The following is a 16421-nucleotide window of genomic DNA, read 5'->3' as shown; positions in this document are numbered from 1 at the left end:
AATTGAGAACGTGGCTGGGCCGGCTGGTCCAGAGCGAACATTTTGATGAGGAGTGAAGAACAGCATGGCTGATATCATCCACACTTTCGCCCGCGAGATTCTCGATTCCCGTGGCAACCCAACCGTTGAGGCAGAGGTATTCCTTGACGATGGCGCCCGTGGCGTAGCAGGCGTTCCTTCCGGTGCCTCTACCGGCGTGCACGAGGCCCACGAGCTGCGCGACGGCGGCGAGCGCTACCTGGGCAAGGGTGTTTTGAAGGCTGTTGAGAATATCAATGAGAAGATTTCCGATGAGATTGCTGGCTTCGAAGCTGACGATCAGCGCCTCATTGACCAAGCATTGATTAGGCTGGACGGTACCGATAACAAGTCGGAGCTGGGCGCTAACGCTATCTTGGGCGTTTCCATCGCCGTAGCCAAGGCCGCGGCAGAGTCCGCTGCATTGCCGCTATACCGTTACATCGGTGGCCCCAATGCTCACGTACTGCCAGTGCCGATGATGAATATCCTCAACGGTGGCGCACACGCTGACTCCGGCGTTGACGTCCAGGAATTCATGATCGCCCCGATTGGTGCTGAGTCCTTCGCTGAAGCTCTGCGCATGGGTGCCGAGGTCTACCACGCACTGAAGGCAGTGCTGAAGGACAAGGGCCTATCTACTGGTCTGGGAGACGAGGGCGGCTTCGCTCCTTCCGTTGATTCCACCAAGGCTGCTCTGGACGTCATCGTTGACGCCATTAAGAAGGCTGGCTACGAGCCGGGCAAGGACGTAGCCCTCGCGCTCGATGTTGCTTCCTCCGAGTTCTTCAAGGACGGTAAGTACCACTTCGAAGGCGGCGAGCATACCGCTGAAGAAATGTCCAAGGTTTATGAGGAACTCATCGATGAGTACCCGATTGTCTCCATCGAGGATCCGCTGCAGGAAGACGATTGGGACGGCTACACCGCCCTTACCACCGCCATTGGCGAAAAGGTACAGATTGTTGGCGATGACTTCTTCGTTACCAACCCTGCCCGTCTGCAGGAAGGTATTGAGAAGAAGGCTGCCAACGCACTGCTGGTGAAGGTAAACCAGATCGGTACCCTGACCGAGACCTTCGATGCTGTCGAGCTGGCTCACCGCAATGGTTACCGCACCATGATGTCCCACCGCTCCGGTGAAACCGAGGACACCACCATCGCTGATCTGGCTGTCGCACTGAATTGTGGTCAGATCAAGACCGGTGCTCCAGCCCGCTCCGAGCGCGTAGCTAAGTACAACCAGCTGCTGCGCATCGAGCAGGAGCTGGGCGACGGCGCAGTCTACGCTGGCCGCTCCGCATTCCCACGCTTTAAGGCTTAATCGCCTCCTTGTGTAGCGCCCTCGTATTACTGCGGGGGCGCTTTCGCATGTCCAGATATTGTTGCCAAGTTTGCTTCCAGTTCACGGTGCGCGGTGCCAAAGGTCCTTGGGCGCGATCAATCTCGAAGGTGCCGTCCGAAAAGAGCCAGACGACGTCCCCGGTGATCGGATCCATGATGTACTGCGCTCTTCCATCGGTCTTCACGTTGTGGTGGTGCTGACACAGCGTTACCAAATTATCGACGCTCGTCGGTCCGCCGTCGGCATACTCCACTCGATGATCGAGCTGGCAATAATGCGCTGGCATTGAGCACCCCGGCCATCGACATGTGGCATCGCGACCGTGGACCCATGTTCTGATTTGTTCGGTGGGAACGTAAGAAGAAGTTTCTTGCGGGCACAGCTCACGAGTCATGGAGTAACTATTTAATTGCTCCGTAAGTACGCACCACCCCGCCGAAGGGATATACACCCGAGATGCATCATCGCCAGATGCATAAGTATTAATTACTACTTTTGTCTGGGTTCGGTTAAAGATTAACGCCTCCAAAGCCTCTGGTTTGGTGATGTTTTTCTTTCGCGCTGCTTTGTCGATATGGCGGGATATAGCGCTGGCGGTGGCTTTATCCGTTTTTAATGTGATGGTGGCTTGGCCTTTGGAATAGGAGATGGAAACGGAATGCTCGATTTCCTTCTCAATATCCGGCTTGAGGATGCCATCGATATAGTCACGCAAGAACCTCCGGATTTCGGATTCCGTGGGGACATGCTGAGCAGGTTCCTTTGGAGTGAGGAAGTCCGCGAGGGCGGCATCGACTAGTTGGATGCTTTCTGCGTCGTCGCCAAGCGGGGCAAGTTCGGCATCAATTACGTGCAGCCGCGGGAGGTCAAGGATCCAATGCTCGGTTTGCACCGCTGTGGTCAATGGCAATTCCTGCATGCGTAGGTGGGAGCGGAGCGCGGATAGAACTCGCCAGTAGCTCAGACCCACACGCTTAGATAGAGCGGCGGTGGTGCATTCGACATCGTCCTCTAATCGTGGAAGCACAGATTGGTACAATTGCCAAGATTGAATGCGCTGGAGCAAGGCCAGGACGCAGACAGTGTCGTCGAGGTTATTGGTGGAAAAATAGGCCTTCTTTGACGGTGTGTCGGTAGCTGTCACGAAATGGTCCCCCTGAAAAAAATCGCACACCCAATCGAATTTACGTCCCTTAGTCTAAAACACTTATTCGATCCCCGCAAGGTCAAAAGCGAAAGTTTGTGCGAAATTCCAGGGGAGAGCTAGAGGCTGAAGATGGCGTCAGCGACTGCTTCGAGTTCTTTATCGGTGTATTTATCACCGCATGTTGCCAGAGAGCCAACACTGGCCATGTATAGGCTGAATAGCCTGTCTTCAGGAGGGGCATCGGCTGATATATCAAGCGCTTCGTAGACGGGGGCGTATTTCTGGTCAAACTCTTCGGGCTTGGCGGCGAGCTCCGCAAGTGCGCCTTCGCCATGGTTTAGCAAATACTTGGCGTCGTCCAGGATCTGATCATTGTTGCAAGCAACAGTACCCGCCTTCTTCAGGGTCGTGGCATTGACCTCGTAGCTGGTGGGGCCTTCTTCGGCCTCGGAAGCTCCGGAGGCGAACACATTCAAATAGTAGTCCGGAATCGTCCCATGCTCTTTGATGTGGTAGATGAAGCCGCTCTTGGTATTGAGATCGTAGCTTCTGCTTGTGGTGGTGGGAACCTCGCTGCTGGTAGTGCTGTTGGGCGTGGAGGATTTAGTCTGGGCGGTAGATTCTTCCTCTTGGTCGGAAATGCTGCAGGCGCTCAGTAGAGTGCCGACGGCTACTAGTAGAAGAAGGCGCTTGAGGGGCATGACTATTCCTTAAGTGAGGGGAATATGATTCGAGCCTTTAGCTCGTGTGCATGGACGCCGCGACCTTTTCCAGTTCTTCATCGCTGAACTCATCGCCACAGGACATAACAGCACCCAGCGGGGTCATCGCTGCGGCCATATACTTGTCATTATCAGGTGCGTCATCGGGGATGTCGAGGGCCTCAAAAACGTCACCATATTTTTCATCGGGTCCGCCTGCTGACGTTACAGCTTTACCTAGCTTGTCCGTATCGCCTTGGAAAAAGTCCTTTGCGATTTGCAGCAGTTCGTCATTCTTACAGGTAACTTCGCCGGCCTTTTTGACGGACGCCGCGTTGGCTTCAAAGCTCTCCGGCTTATCGTTCCCGTCTAGCTCTTTAGCATCGTGGTCGATGTAATCATCTGGCAGGGTCTTATATTCCTTGAGGTAGTCGGCCATGCCGTCTTGGGTGCTTAGATCGTAATCGTCGCCGTAGACGGGATACTCACCATCTTGGGCGGAGGGGCTGCAGCTGGCGAGGAATAGGCTTGCGGTAAGGACAGGTAAGAGGCGCTTGAGAGACATAAAAATTCCTTACTGGGAGGGAGAATTTCTTTTAGTGTACCCAAAATGCGCGTGCCAAGTCTCTGTTACAGGAGTGACGACGCTAGGATTGGAAACCTATGGCACGCGAAAGAAAGATGCAGCGAAACCGGAGCCGCACTAGGGTTCCGGTAGCCTCGCGTGCTGCAGATGTCCGTAAAGCTCAACGCGCACAACTAAAGCAGAAGCAAAAACCAGACCGGATGAGTATTGCCGGAGTGGGCGTGATCGTGGCTATCGTGCTGGTTGTATTGCTGGTTATCGCTGTTCCCCTGCGCAATTACTATCATGGCCGGTCCGAAATTGCCCGCTTGAATGAGTCAATCGCTGCCAAGCAAGATGAAAAAGCTGCTTTGCTGGAAAAGATTGATAAATATAAATCCGATGAGTACATCAAGCAGGAGGCGCGGCGCCGATTCGGGGTTGTTGATGAGGGCGAAACTGCCTATCGCATCATTGACCCGCAGATTAAGCCGGAAGACCAGCTCACCACAGACGGTCAGAAGGAAGAAGATTCCCGCGACTGGTATGAGGTCTTGTGGGATTCCGTGGCTGAACCCCCTAAAGAAGAAGCGCCATCCGAGCAGGTAAATCATCTTCCGATTGAGCCGGCACCGGAAGAGAAAGCGGATGTGCGATAATTGTCCGCATGACCGTCACTGATGCAGACATCGCTGTAGTAACTGAGCAATTGGGCCGCACTCCGCGCGGAGTACTGGAGATTTCTTATCGCACACCAGATGGCCAGCCTGCGGTGATTAAGACAGCGCCTAAGCTTGCCGACGGCACTCCATTCCCCACCCTCTATTACCTCACCGACCCACGGCTTACGGCCGAAGCTTCGCGCTTGGAAGTTGCCCACGTCATGAAGTGGATGGAATCCCGACTGCGTGAGGATGAGGACTTGGCTGCTGATTACCAGCGTGCACATGAATACTTTTTGTCCAAGCGCAATGACATCGAAGATCTCGGCACCGATTTCTCCGGTGGAGGTATGCCGGATCGCGTGAAGTGCCTGCACGTGCTCATTGCCTACGCCCTGGCTGAGGGGCCGCAGCATTTCCGGTTGGGAACTGAAGCGGTGGCTATGGCCGCCGACCATGGCAAGCTTCGAGGAAGTGCCATCCCCCAGGATTGGCCCACGGTAGAAGATTTGGGAATTGACCTAGCGCAGTTCGATTTTTCGAACGCGGAATAGGAGGAATGCTATGACTCGCGTTGCTGCGATTGATTGCGGAACTAATTCAATTCGTCTGCTTATCTCTGAAGTTCAAGATGATGGAAAGGTCCGCGATATTACTCGTACGATGGAAATCATCCGTCTGGGAGAGGGCGTGGATGCCACAGGTGAAATCGCCCCTGCGGCTCTTGACCGTGCACGCGTGGCCCTGGAGGGCTATGTTCGCCAAATGAAGTTTGAAAAGGTCTCCCGGGTGCGGATGGTCGCTACCTCTGCTACTCGCGATGCCAAGAATCAGCAGGAATTCTTCGATATGACCGCTGAGCTGCTCGGCCAAATCCAGCCAGGTGCTCAGGCAGAAGTTGTTTCGGGCGAGGAAGAGGCCCTGTTGTCCTTTAATGGCGCTGTGGCCGATTTAGAGCCAGACCGCGGTCCATTTTGCGTGATTGATCTGGGCGGCGGCTCGACTGAGTTCGTTGTAGGAACGGCGGATGGCGAAATCTTGGGTACTCATTCGGCGCGCATGGGGTGCGTCAGGCTGACCGAGCGCATCATGCGCACCGATCCACCTACCGAATCGGAGATCGAGATCGCTTCGGAGTACGTCGGTGAGCGAACAGCCGAGGTCGAGGACATAGTACCTATTTCTAAGGCTCGTACCATCGTCGGCTGTGCGGGCACTTTCACCACACTGTCCGCACTGGCGCAAGGCCTCGAGCGTTACGATGCCGATGCCATTCACGGCTCTGAGCTCCGTTTCGGTGCCCTGCGCGTGCTCTTGCAGCAGCTTATTGCCCTGCCTTCCGACGTCCGCGCCCTCAACCCCGTCATTCACCCCGGCCGTGCCGATGTCATCGGCGGTGGGGCAGTAGCCGTGGAAGGTATCATGCAACTCATCGAGCGAAATTGCGCTGCGCGTAGTTTCTTTATTAGTGAAAAGGACATTCTCGACGGCATTATTGCAGGTCTTGCTGCAGAGGGTACCCCTCGTTAACTCTTGCGGGGCAAGGTAGCCTAAAATATTTCTTGCCTTGCCCCCATAGCCCAATCGGCAGAGGCAGTCGACTTAAAATCGATTCAGTGTGGGTTCGAGTCCCACTGGGGGCACCGTGTGAAGTCTCGAGACATCGTTCCTATGGTGTCTCGAGATTTTGTTTTGGTAAGTCTCCACAGCCTTTATGGCTTAAGGGACATTTCGTGTGGATTTGCGGCGTGTCGCGTTAAGGGACATTTCGTGTGGATTTAGGCGCGTCCGGCCCAGCCTTTTCTTATGCCTAAGCTGGGGTTCCATTCGCTGTCGATGTGGGTGTCGTATGTGGCTGGTCGCCCGTCTGGGTGGCCGTGTCGTTTAAGTTCTTCTTTCGCCCAGGCTGCGCGTGCGGCTTTTTCTCCTTGGCGTCCGAAGTCTTGTTGCTTGGCTATATCCAGTGGCGGTACAGGGTCTTCGGTGTGGGTGAAAAGCCACCAGTCCATGGTGATGCGCTGATGCTCATCGAACATGCCACGATGATTGCCTGCTAAGTCTTTAAGTTGTTTGTTGATGCCGCCTTCCAGCAGGTTCGTGGTGGCTTTTAAGTCTTGGGTGACACCATCAGGCGGGGTAAGAAAGACAAATAGTTGTTTTGCGTGGATGAGTTTTTCTAACCGTTTGAGGGCCCTGCGGGCGTTGCGGTGGGTGTACCACCATTTCTGGTTAGGGCTGACCCATTTGGGTACTTGGCCTGGCGGTATGGTGCTGCGATAGGTTCGCTCTTTAAGCCAATCAGCAAAGGTGATGCGAGTGTGGTGGACTGCAGTGGTAAACCGTGCAGCATCGTCGGGACTGTGTACCGTAACGAGCATGTAGCCCAGTTTCCGGATTGCTTTATGTGCTGGATGAATCGGATTGCGACTGATGTCGGCGAAGGTGTTGCGCTGGACGTGAACAAGACACCGCTGAATGGTCACATCGGGCCATTTAGCCCGTAGTGCTTTTAAGGCTCCACCTGCCCCGTCGGTGGTGACAACGAGTGGTTGCGCGATTTTGTCGAGCAGTTTCAGGTACTCATACGAGCTTTCGCGCAAGCACCAATGCCAGGCGATGACGTGTGTTTGGGTGCAGGCTACAAGCAGGCATTTCTTGTGAAAGTAGGTGCCGTCGATAAAGACTTGGTCATACACGCGATGCGGATCTGTTGCTGTTGGCACGGTGATAAACCACAGCAGTGTGAACCACCGGGTTAAAGTGCGCCGTGTTACCCCGAGACGTGTGGTGAGATGGTCTGCGGATTCGCCGGACAGGATCCAGTCGATAAAGATGTTAAAGTGCCGAATCTCGCTGGTGTGCGCGCGAGTATTAATCGACGATGCTTGGCACTGCGGGCACAGCCAGCGTTGGGTTCCTGCAGCTGTCTTGCCGTTCTTAACCAGTCCGTGGCCGCACATGTCACACGACGGCCGGTTCCTATTAGCCATAGAAACTGGCTTTACCGCATCAGTAGCAGCTTTCTTGAGAGTGTCTGATGGTTTGTGTGTGGGTTCCCAACCTGCATGAGGAGATGGACCAGAATGACTACTGTGGCACGACGAGATCCGGCTGATAAGGCCAAGATTGATGCGATTGAAAAGAAGCTGCTTGCTAACCCTGAAATCGCGAAGCTGATTGATGACCTAGGCACATCCACAACGGATGCCAACGACCTGGTTCGCGGCATGTTGCAGGCCTCGATTACCAGGGGACTCAACGCTGAGATGGATGCGCATTTGGGCTACGAGTCTGGCGACAGGAGCGCTAAAGCTGCTGCTGGGACAGACAATCACCGCAACGGGTCGTATCCAAAGACCGTGGATTCTAACTACGGGCCAGTTACCGTTGATGTCCCGAGGGATCGGGCGGGAACATTCTTGCCGACTATGGTCCCTAAAGGCGCGAGGAGATTGACTGATGTCGATGACATGATCGTCAGCTTGTACGCCGGTGGGATGACAATTAGGGATATCCAGCACCATATGGCAACTGCGATGCGTGTTGATGTTTCCCATGAGACGATTTCCGCAGTCACCGATGCCGTCCTCGATGAGGTCATGGTCTGGCAAAACCGCCAGCTAGATGAGTTCTACCCGGTCATTTTCCTGGATGCGTTGCGCATTAAAGTCCGCGACGGTGGCCGAGTGGTCAACAAGTCCGCGTACATGGCTATCGGTGTGGATCTTGACGGTATCAAGCACATTTTGGGATTGTGGATTGCCAAAGAAGAAGGCGCTTCATTTTGGGCGCAGGTATGCGCCAATCTTTCTAACCGTGGGGTCAAAGACGTCTTTATCGTCTGCTGTGACGGGCTTAAAGGCCTGCCTGAAGCAGTCGAGGCAACCTGGCCGAACTCTATGGTGCAAACCTGTATCGTGCACCTGATTCGTGCAGCTAACCGGTGGGTAGCCTACGGGGATCGCCGGGGCGTATCGGCCGCGTTGAAAAAGATTTACACCGCCGCGGACGAACCCACAGCTAAGGTTGCTTTAGACGAATTTGAAGCCTCTGAATTGGGAGAAAAGTATCCACGCTCAGTCAAGGTCTGGCGAGATGCATGGGCGCGTTTCGTACCGTTTCTACAGTTCCCACCAGCGGCCAGAAAGGTTATCTATACGACGAATTCGATTGAATCATTCAACAATGAACTGCGTAAAGCTACCCGCAACAGGGTGCAGTTCACCAACGATGAATCAGCGCTCAAGACGCTGTGGTTGATGATCTGCAACATTGAAGATAAACGAGCGGCAAAGAGGGCAAAGCAAGGCAAACGAGTCTCAGCGACAGCCGGCAGACTCATGGAAGGAGCCCGAGTTTCCGGCTGGAAACAAGCCATTAACCAGATGGCCGTGGCCTACCCCGACCGCTTCGACAAATACCTATAAACCTAGCCCCACACACAAACAACTTGACACGCTCGCTTTCTTACCACAGACCTAGGACTGCCTGGTGTTAATTTCACCGATCAGGCTGTTGGAACCAAATCAAAAACAAGATCGCGGCATCGCCCAAGGCTGCCCCAGGAATCCGCATCGGGTTATCCACACGAAATGTCCCTTAAGCCGCCTTTATGCGGAAACTGTTCGCAAAACTTTTAGCTACAGGGAAAGACTGCGGAACTTTATAGGGCGGTGTCTCGTTGAACAGGATGAGATAGCTAAATTGCACCTCTCTTAGAAAGGACAACCGTGCGTTCAAGCAATCCGGTAATGAGTTCTCTGACCGAAAATAGTACCCGCCAAAATTCTGGTTACGGGGACGAAGCTGCTCGTCCAATGACCGTGGATGACGTCGTCACCAAGACAGGCATCACCCTCGGCGTCATCATCGTCGCCGCAGCCATCAATTTCGGGCTAGGAATGGTAAATCCAGGTATTGCCATGGCCTTGACTCTGGTCGGTGGCATCGGTGGCTTCATTACTGTGCTGGTTGCCTCTTTTGGCAAGAAGTGGGGTTCTGCTGCGGTCACACTGATTTACGCCGTATTTGAGGGCCTATTCGTTGGTGGCTTCTCCTTCATGTTTGCCAATGTGAACTTCCAAGGTGAAGGCGGAATGGCTATCATCGGCCAGGCAATCGTTGGAACCATTGGTGTATTCATCGGCATGTTGATTGTGTACAAGACCGGTGCAGTTAAGGTGACCCCGAAGTTCACCAAGATCCTCTTCGGCTTGGTCTCCGGAGTTGCTGTCATGGCGTTGGTTAACTTCTTGGGCGCAATCTTCTTCGACTTCAACCCTTTGCGTGATGGCGGCCCGATTGCCATCATCTTCTCGCTTGTTTGCATCGTTCTTGGTGCGCTGTCCTTCCTGACTGACTTTGATCAGGCTGACCGTATGATCCGTGCCGGCGCTCCCGCTAGCAATGCTTGGGGCGTAGCTCTCGGCCTCGCTGTGACCTTGGTTTGGCTCTACACTGAGATTCTTCGTTTCTTGAGCTATTTCCAGCGAGACTAATCAACTTTTCACGTAGGCCCGCACTGAGATGCGGGCCTTTTTGCTGCCATAAAACGCTTACAAGCGTGTAATTAGTGGGGTAGTTCGGGGGATAAAGTGAGGGTTTAGGCTTTATTTGGTCTAGAAGGGTGGTCTCAGGAGTAGTACAGCTAATAAGCAGGAAACTTCGCCTTTTAGGCGTTATGGATGTGACATATGGGGCGAATAATTTTGTTAAATCGCCGTTAACCTTCTTGGTTGCGTAGAAAATTCGTGGAGTTCCGTGCATGCTGTGTACCGGAGCAGGAAAACGAAGTGAAGAGTTCTCTTCTTCACTATCTTGTTCCTCTCGTCAGAAAGTGAGTGCGCGAAGGATTGTTGTGAAGCGTCAGGTAACCGTAGCAACGTTGATGGTCAGTAGCTCCGTTGTGCTGGGTAGCTGCGTTGCGGACATCGGTACGAGGAGCGCGTCAGAGGAAGCCACGAATGTGGACGAGACTGGCGGCATTAGTTCGGCCGACGGTGCAGGGGGAACCAACGGGGACCTGGGGGATGACGCGGACAGCAATCAGGGGGAATCGGCACGCACCGACGGCGAGAAAAATGTGAAAGGCGCCGGCCAATCGGGGGAGGCCGGCGCCACGGGGCCGGGAGAATCATCCGGTGTCCTACCGCCACTGGGGGAATTCGACCCGACTCAGCCAGGGTTCCAAGTGTTCGATCCATGTGTAGAGATTTCGGAAGCCAAATTGCAAGAGCTTGGGCTGGAACGCTATGAGGAACCGGATATTGCGGAGTCTGGTCATAAGGGGTGTAGCTACAAAGCAATTTCTGAGGAGACAGTTCTTTCCATCAGTTCTACTTACGAACCATTTGATGATTCGAAAGTAAATCCAAATTTGGTGGTAGAAACTACAGATAGCGAATTGTCTGGAGTTGTAATTCAGCGGGGAGAAATTTTCCCGGAGCTCGCGTGCAGTGCAACGCTATCTACTGTGCGAGGAGTGGTTACGGTTTCAGCGAATAGCTTTGGAAACACCGAAAGTAGCGCTTGCGAAAAAGCTGGAAAAGTGACGAAAGATTTAATTTAACTGAAATTCGGGGGAATAAATGAAAATTAATGTTGCTAATGTAAGCAGAAATATAAATCAAATTGAGCGGTTGAATCAAGGCATTGCTGGCAACAATATTGCTGCTGAAAGCCCTCTAACCGGCAGCTTTTCTTCGGTGACTGGAATCGATCATGTTGGTGCAATTCATGAGCGAGTTTTGAGTTCGGATCCTGGATCTGCTCGGAATTCCATTTCCAGCTTTGTTAAACAGCTTGATTGGCTTTCTGATTCTTTGGGGAGGGAAGCACGTGGCTTTCAGGCGCAGGAGGACGCGAATAGCAGGGGAATGGAGATTGCGGATGCGGGTGGGGACATAGGCGTAGAGTCGATGCCGATTATGAACCAGCCGGAGCCAGGGTACAGTCCCTTCGGGTTTTCTATGCCGGTGGTGAATGTGGGTACAGACATCGTGAAGCTCGCGACGGACCTGATGTCGACACAGATTTGGAATGTGTCGGAGGCAAATGCGCGGTGGAGCTCATTGGCGTCGGAAGTCGACGATATTGTCAGCGGGTTAGAGGAAGCAGCCGGGTCTTTGGAAAGCGAGAATGACAGCGAGGCTACGTCGAGGGCTGCGGCGAAGATTCGGGAGGTGGCGGCGTCGGGAAGCCATTTTGTGGCAAATGCAAAGGTCATGGGGGAGAAGCTAACCGGATTCCATGCCAAGCTCATGGGGATGCAGCCGGCCGCGATGGCTATGGCTATGGAAGTGATGGCAATCCCAGAACCGGTGGAGCGTGAAATTGCGGAAAAGGCCGCATTGGCCATGCTGCAACCAGACCTGCAGCGGTTCGCGATAGAGGCCATGCCTTACCAACATGCATTGATGGAGCAATCGCCGGCGTCGGGAGGCGGAGGCGTCGATGCGGGACTTGCCGGAGTGGAAGGTGATGGTCAGCGCTACACTACCGAAGCAGTGGTGTGGCCGAAGAAGATTGCGGAGGCGATTGCGCGAGGCGATTTGGGCCCCGGAAACTTTGACGTTGTCAATGGAAACGTGAACGGATTGGATGCTGTGGGGATGAGCCCGCAGGAAATCAGCGATTTTCACCAGCAGATGCATACTAGTGGCAGAAATGCGCTGGAAGGCTTGGGGCTGGGAGAACAAGTAACCATTGGGGGCAACGAAGTATCCACCCAAGGGGCATCGATGCCGGGGGCTGTTGCAGCGAATGGGGTGATGGGGCAGGTTCCTAGTGACACAGCACATCCCGTTGGTGCTGGAGTGAGTACGGGGACGCTCAACGGTAGCGGCCCGGTTGCGCCACCAGCTAATGCACATTCTGCGAGCGGGAGTATGGCACCAATGATGGCATCCGGAAGGACCGCGGATGCCGGTCGCGGTGCCCTTGGCAAGCAACAGCCGCTGCGAGGTGGGTTCGGAGCCAACCCGGGAATCTTCAGCAGCAGCGCCGACATAAGGCATGCCGGAAGGGGTGCGCAACTGGGCCAAAGCCTTGGACGCGGAACTGGCGCGGCAATTCCCTACGCTGGAGTTGGTTCGCGCGCAGGTCTTGGCGCCGGTACAGGAATCGTAGGAGGTTCCGGTATGCGTGCCGGTGCGGGCGGCAGCCTTGGTCTTGGAACCGGAAGCGGCGAAAGCAGCCCGGCAACGCGCGGGGGCAATGCCGGTCGTTCTACTGGCGGGGCGCGGGCTTATGGCCCGATGATGGGGATGCGCGGTAAGGATAGTGAGAAAAAGCGCGTAAAGTCCGTGACTACGCAGGTCGAAAGGGACCCCAATAAACGCGACCTTTTAGGCGAGCCGCCCGCTGTAGTGCCCGGCGTAATCGGGGACTGGGTGCGGGAAGTAAACGTGGAAAAATAACATGAAAAAGGGCCGAGGAAACCCTCGGCCCTTCCGTCTTTTTACTGCTGCGGCAGCTCGGTGGCGGTACCATTCAGGTGCGGCTGTGCTGGCTCCTCAGGGACACCGGACTCAACTACAGGCTGCTGCTCTTGAACAACGGACTCAGGTGCGGAAGAGCTGGTGTCAGCGTCCTTTTGCATTGGGGCCTCACCAGTGAAGGTAGAAGCATTTTCTACCTTGGAATCAGAGTCCTGCTGGTTGGGTGGGTGGCAAGCAGCGAGGGAGAGGCCGGCGGTGAAGACGAGACCAGCGGCAGCGTAACGGGAGAACTTCTTCATGGGGATATGCTCTTTCTCCAAAGTGGTAATTGGCTTAAAGTTTAGGACTCGCGCGGAGTAGCGGCCTTAGCAGAATCATACGGCGCAGCGGATTCGATGGTGACGGAAATGGTCTTGCCATTCGGAGCGGTGTACTCGCGGGTCTCACCTTCCTGCGCGCCGAGGATGGCAGCGCCCAGTGGCGACTGCTCCGAATAGGTTTCCAAATCCTTGTTGTCAGAAGCAGCGGCGCGGGTACCGATGAGGAAGGTCTCCTTATCGTCCTTGTCACCGTTGTAGTAAACGTGAACTACGGAACCAGTGTGGGCTACACCCTCCTGAACAGCACCGCGCTCGGTGGTGGCATTCGCGAGGACCTCAGAGATCTGCTTGATGCGGGCCTCTTCCTGGTCCTGCATTTCACGAGCAGCATCGTAACCGGCGTTCTCCTTGAGGTCGCCTTCCTCACGGCGCTCGTTGATCTCAGCCGCGACTACTGGGCGATGATCGATAAGCTCCTGCAGCTCGGCCTCGAGCTTCGCCTTGGTTTCTGGGGTGATGTACTGCTTTTGCTGCTCAGCCATTCTGCAACCTTCCGTAGATAGGAATTGTGGTCAAAGCCCCTAGTTGTCCCTGGGGCCATAAGTAAAATTGGAACTAGGCAAATGCCCAGTTCTAGGCGCTACAAATCCTAGCACACGCGGCTAGCGGCTTTCCGCGTAGTCAGGGTTATCCATATCCAAGTATTCGGGGATATTGCCAGAGCAACCATAAGCGCCGCCAGCGACGGCGCGGGCGTTGGTCGGGACGTCAACAGCGATACGCTGGGTTTCATTTCCGCCAGCGGGAACAGGAAACTCGCGTCGGCCTACTTCGGACTTGGAATAATCAAAGGCTTGGACAATGCAATAAGCCTCTTCATCGGTGTGGTTACGGGTGACGTCGACCCAGACGCGGGTGGTGTCATCGCTCAAAACCTCTTGGGTCACGATGGAAACCTGCGCGTTCACGCGCTCCTTTTGTTGAAAGTACCGGAAGCCAAAGAAGATGAGCGCGATAAAAATGGCGATAAAGATCAGCACCAGCGCCTTATTAGTCCAGCTACCTGAGTTCTTTTCAGAAGGCCCCCGAGAGCCATAGCGGGCGGCTGAGCGAGATTTTCCGGCGGAAGTCATGCTTCCCACTCTAGCTGAGGACCACTGTTTTCCAATTATCTACTAGGATAATCATCTGTTCAAAGAACCTAGATTTATAAGGGGATGGATTTTCAGTGAGCGATTTTCGCCTACTAGCTATCCACGCGCACCCGGACGATGAGTCTTCCAAGGGAGCTGCAACCACCGCGCGCTATGCCGCAGAAGGCAACGAGGTTTTGGTGCTGACCTGTACTGGCGGCGAGCGCGGCGATGTGATTAACCCCGCCATGGACCGCCCTGGGATCAAGGAACATATGGGCGAGGTTCGTCGGGAAGAAATGGCTAAGGCTGCGCGTGCGCTAGGCGTGCACCATCGCTGGCTGGGCTACGTTGACTCCGGTTTGCCGGATCCGGTTGAAGGCAAGTCTATGGAGGAGCTGCTACCGGAGGGCTGCTTCGCGTTGCAGGGAGACGACACCGTTGCGCAGGAATTTGTCCAGGTGATCCGCGAGTTTCGCCCACACGTCATCATCACCTATGACGAAAATGGCGGTTATCCGCACCCAGATCATTTGATGGTGCATCGGGCCTCGATGATTGCGTGGGAAAAGGCCGGCGATGCCGCGTATCACCCAGAGTTGGGTGAGGCGTGGACGCCGCTAAAGCTGTACTACTCGCATGGCTTCGTCTATCAGCGCATGAAGATATTCCATGATTTGCTCTTGGAGGAGGGCAAAACTAGCCCCTATGGGCCGATGCTGGCGCGCTGGGACACCGCGTTTGGAGATATCATGGCGCGTGTAACGACCCAGGTGGAATGCGCAGACTATTTCAGCAATCGCGAGGAGGCTCTGCGTGCGCATGCCACGCAGATTGATCCGGCTGGTGCTTTCTTGGCGACGTCGGTGGAGGTACAGCAACGCCTGTGGCCCACCGAGGAGTTTGAGCTGGCGAAAACCCGCGTTTCTACCTCCTTGCCAGAAAACAACCTTTTTGCAGGCATCGAAGAAAAAGAGGAGGCTTAAGACATGAGCGTGTATGGCTCTTTCGTTCTAGCCGCAAATGATGCATTTGTACTTGCTCAAGGCACCCAGGGCGCCGAAGGCGGTCCAATGGGTCCTGAATTTGGCAAAGCTTCGCCCATCGGCTTGCTGATCTTGGCCCTAATGGGAGTTGCAGTGTTAATCGCGGGATGGAATTTTCACCGCCGTTACTCACGCTTCCGCCGCCGCATGATGTTTGCGGAAGACCACGGTATCGATCCATTTGATGAGGAAGCCGTGGATGAGGCGATGAAAGAAGCTGGCATTTACGATAACCGCAAAAAGTCCATTTTCTAGGCGGATAGACTAATGAGCGTGAGTTCTCTCAAACAGCTGGCTTACCCGGCTTATGAAGCGCGTCTGGCGCGCCTTATTAAAGGCAAGCCGCAGCCCAAACACATTGCCATCATGGCCGATGGCAATCGCCGGTGGGCGCGCGAGGCTGGTTTTACCGATATCAGCCACGGTCACCGCCAAGGCGCGAAGAAAATTGGAGAGATGATCTCATGGTGCAGCGATACCGATATCGAAGTAGTCACCATCTATTTGCTGTCCACGGAGAATCTAAAGCGCAGCGAACAAGAAGTAGAGCTGCTCTTTGACATCATCTCGGATGTGGTTACGCACCTATCCCACAGCGATGTCGGTTGCCAAGTCCGCCTTGTCGGCCACCTTGATCTGCTCCCGGATGATATTCGCCAGCGCATGGTGGCGGCGGCAGCGGAAACTAAGGACAATACCGGAGTCATCGTCAATGTGGCAGTGGGATATGGCGGACGCCAAGAAATCGTAGACGCAGTGCAGAACTTGGTGCGCGCGGAAGCCGAGAAAGGAACCTCTGCTGCGGAGATGGCGGATCGCGTCACCGCAGAATCTATTGGTGAGCACCTGTACACTAAGGGGCTTCCGGACCCAGACCTGGTTATCCGTACCTCTGGTGAACAACGACTTTCGGGCTTCCTCCTATGGCAGGCCGCGTACTCGGAGATCTGGTTTACTGATACTTACTGGCCGGCATTCCGCAAGGTGGATTTCCTTCGTGCCCTGCGGGATTATTCCCAGCGCTCGCGCCGCTTTGGTAAATAAGC

The 16421-nt window shown here is 54.7% G+C and carries 18 protein-coding genes and 1 tRNA gene; 12 read left to right on the top strand and 7 right to left on the bottom strand.

Annotated elements, in window-relative coordinates; genetic code table 11:
• Window positions 1-64: 64 nt before the first annotated feature.
• Window positions 65-1342 (top strand): phosphopyruvate hydratase, encoded by a 1278-nt coding sequence (gene eno, locus ACLI1L_RS08690; RefSeq protein WP_239205311.1) that lies wholly within the window; start codon window positions 65-67, stop codon window positions 1340-1342.
• Here eno and ACLI1L_RS08685 read toward each other — a convergent pair.
• The 3 genes from ACLI1L_RS08685 to ACLI1L_RS08675 all read right to left on the bottom strand — a co-directional run bounded on the left by ACLI1L_RS08685 (window position 1332) and on the right by ACLI1L_RS08675 (window position 3776).
• Window positions 1332-2507, bottom strand: coding sequence for an HNH endonuclease signature motif containing protein (locus tag ACLI1L_RS08685; protein WP_086588137.1), 1176 nt, complete (start codon window positions 2505-2507; stop codon window positions 1332-1334). The genes eno and ACLI1L_RS08685 overlap by 11 nt on opposite strands.
• A gap of 119 nt (window positions 2508-2626) precedes the next feature.
• Entirely contained in the window at window positions 2627-3211 is a 585-nt protein-coding gene (locus ACLI1L_RS08680; protein ID WP_411707358.1) for a hypothetical protein, read from the bottom strand.
• 37 nt (window positions 3212-3248) lie between these two features.
• Complete coding sequence (locus ACLI1L_RS08675; RefSeq protein ID WP_023021906.1) at window positions 3249-3776, bottom strand: hypothetical protein; 528 nt, start codon at window positions 3774-3776, stop codon at window positions 3249-3251.
• Window positions 3777-3997: 221 nt separating this feature from the next.
• On the opposite strand from ACLI1L_RS08675, the gene ACLI1L_RS08670 reads away from it, so the two are divergent.
• The 4 genes from ACLI1L_RS08670 to ACLI1L_RS08655 all read left to right on the top strand — a co-directional run bounded on the left by ACLI1L_RS08670 (window position 3998) and on the right by ACLI1L_RS08655 (window position 6081).
• Entirely contained in the window at window positions 3998-4435 is a 438-nt protein-coding gene (locus ACLI1L_RS08670) for a septum formation initiator family protein (RefSeq protein WP_239208010.1), read from the top strand.
• Window positions 4436-4443: 8 nt separating this feature from the next.
• A complete protein-coding gene (locus tag ACLI1L_RS08665; protein WP_023021904.1) occupies window positions 4444-4992 on the top strand; it encodes a DUF501 domain-containing protein in 549 nt (182 codons plus the stop codon).
• A gap of 10 nt (window positions 4993-5002) precedes the next feature.
• Window positions 5003-5968: a Ppx/GppA phosphatase family protein gene (locus ACLI1L_RS08660; protein ID WP_023021903.1), complete on the top strand. Its 966-nt coding sequence runs from the start codon at window positions 5003-5005 to the stop codon at window positions 5966-5968.
• Between the two features lie 39 nt (window positions 5969-6007).
• Window positions 6008-6081, top strand: a tRNA-Leu gene (locus ACLI1L_RS08655).
• A gap of 135 nt (window positions 6082-6216) precedes the next feature.
• On the opposite strand, the gene ACLI1L_RS08650 is transcribed toward ACLI1L_RS08655, so the two are convergent.
• On the bottom strand, window positions 6217-7428 hold the full coding sequence (locus ACLI1L_RS08650) for an IS1249 family transposase (protein WP_411707357.1): 1212 nt from the start codon (window positions 7426-7428) through the stop codon (window positions 6217-6219).
• 93 nt (window positions 7429-7521) lie between these two features.
• On the opposite strand from ACLI1L_RS08650, the gene ACLI1L_RS08645 reads away from it, so the two are divergent.
• From ACLI1L_RS08645 to ACLI1L_RS08630, 4 genes are all read left to right on the top strand, one after another.
• Entirely contained in the window at window positions 7522-8865 is a 1344-nt protein-coding gene (locus tag ACLI1L_RS08645; protein ID WP_302258674.1) for an IS256 family transposase, read from the top strand.
• A 303-nt stretch (window positions 8866-9168) separates the two neighbouring features.
• A complete protein-coding gene (locus tag ACLI1L_RS08640; protein WP_411707356.1) occupies window positions 9169-9936 on the top strand; it encodes a Bax inhibitor-1/YccA family membrane protein in 768 nt (255 codons plus the stop codon).
• Window positions 9937-10295: 359 nt separating this feature from the next.
• Complete coding sequence (locus ACLI1L_RS08635) at window positions 10296-11006, top strand: DUF3558 family protein (RefSeq protein ID WP_411707355.1); 711 nt, start codon at window positions 10296-10298, stop codon at window positions 11004-11006.
• 19 nt (window positions 11007-11025) lie between these two features.
• The gene (locus ACLI1L_RS08630) at window positions 11026-12855 is read left to right on the top strand and encodes a hypothetical protein (protein ID WP_411707354.1); all 1830 of its coding nucleotides are present in this window, start codon (window positions 11026-11028) and stop codon (window positions 12853-12855) included.
• Between the two features lie 41 nt (window positions 12856-12896).
• Here ACLI1L_RS08630 and ACLI1L_RS08625 read toward each other — a convergent pair whose 3' ends face one another.
• The 3 genes from ACLI1L_RS08625 to ACLI1L_RS08615 all read right to left on the bottom strand — a co-directional run bounded on the left by ACLI1L_RS08625 (window position 12897) and on the right by ACLI1L_RS08615 (window position 14329).
• Window positions 12897-13175 (bottom strand): hypothetical protein, encoded by a 279-nt coding sequence (locus tag ACLI1L_RS08625; RefSeq protein WP_023021899.1) that lies wholly within the window; start codon window positions 13173-13175, stop codon window positions 12897-12899.
• A 41-nt stretch (window positions 13176-13216) separates the two neighbouring features.
• On the bottom strand, window positions 13217-13738 hold the full coding sequence (gene greA, locus ACLI1L_RS08620; protein WP_023021898.1) for a transcription elongation factor GreA: 522 nt from the start codon (window positions 13736-13738) through the stop codon (window positions 13217-13219).
• A gap of 120 nt (window positions 13739-13858) precedes the next feature.
• A complete protein-coding gene (locus tag ACLI1L_RS08615; protein ID WP_023021897.1) occupies window positions 13859-14329 on the bottom strand; it encodes a DUF4307 domain-containing protein in 471 nt (156 codons plus the stop codon).
• A gap of 95 nt (window positions 14330-14424) precedes the next feature.
• Here ACLI1L_RS08615 and mca point away from each other — a divergent pair, with 95 nt between their 5' ends.
• The 3 genes from mca to ACLI1L_RS08600 are packed head-to-tail and all read left to right on the top strand — an operon-like array spanning window position 14425 to window position 16419.
• On the top strand, window positions 14425-15315 hold the full coding sequence (mca, locus tag ACLI1L_RS08610) for a mycothiol conjugate amidase Mca (protein WP_411707353.1): 891 nt from the start codon (window positions 14425-14427) through the stop codon (window positions 15313-15315).
• Window positions 15316-15318: 3 nt separating this feature from the next.
• A complete protein-coding gene (locus ACLI1L_RS08605; RefSeq protein ID WP_023021895.1) occupies window positions 15319-15630 on the top strand; it encodes a hypothetical protein in 312 nt (103 codons plus the stop codon).
• Between the two features lie 12 nt (window positions 15631-15642).
• Window positions 15643-16419 carry an isoprenyl transferase gene (locus ACLI1L_RS08600; RefSeq protein WP_086588129.1) on the top strand — a complete coding sequence of 259 codons (777 nt, stop codon included), beginning with the start codon at window positions 15643-15645 and terminating at the stop codon, window positions 16417-16419.
• Window positions 16420-16421: the final 2 nt, after the last annotated feature.

Origin of the sequence: Corynebacterium sp. LaCa117 (genome assembly GCF_046717765.1) — a bacterium.
Lineage (GTDB): Bacteria > Actinomycetota > Actinomycetes > Mycobacteriales > Mycobacteriaceae > Corynebacterium > Corynebacterium kefirresidentii.
This window is presented reverse-complemented; position numbering and strand designations above follow the sequence as displayed.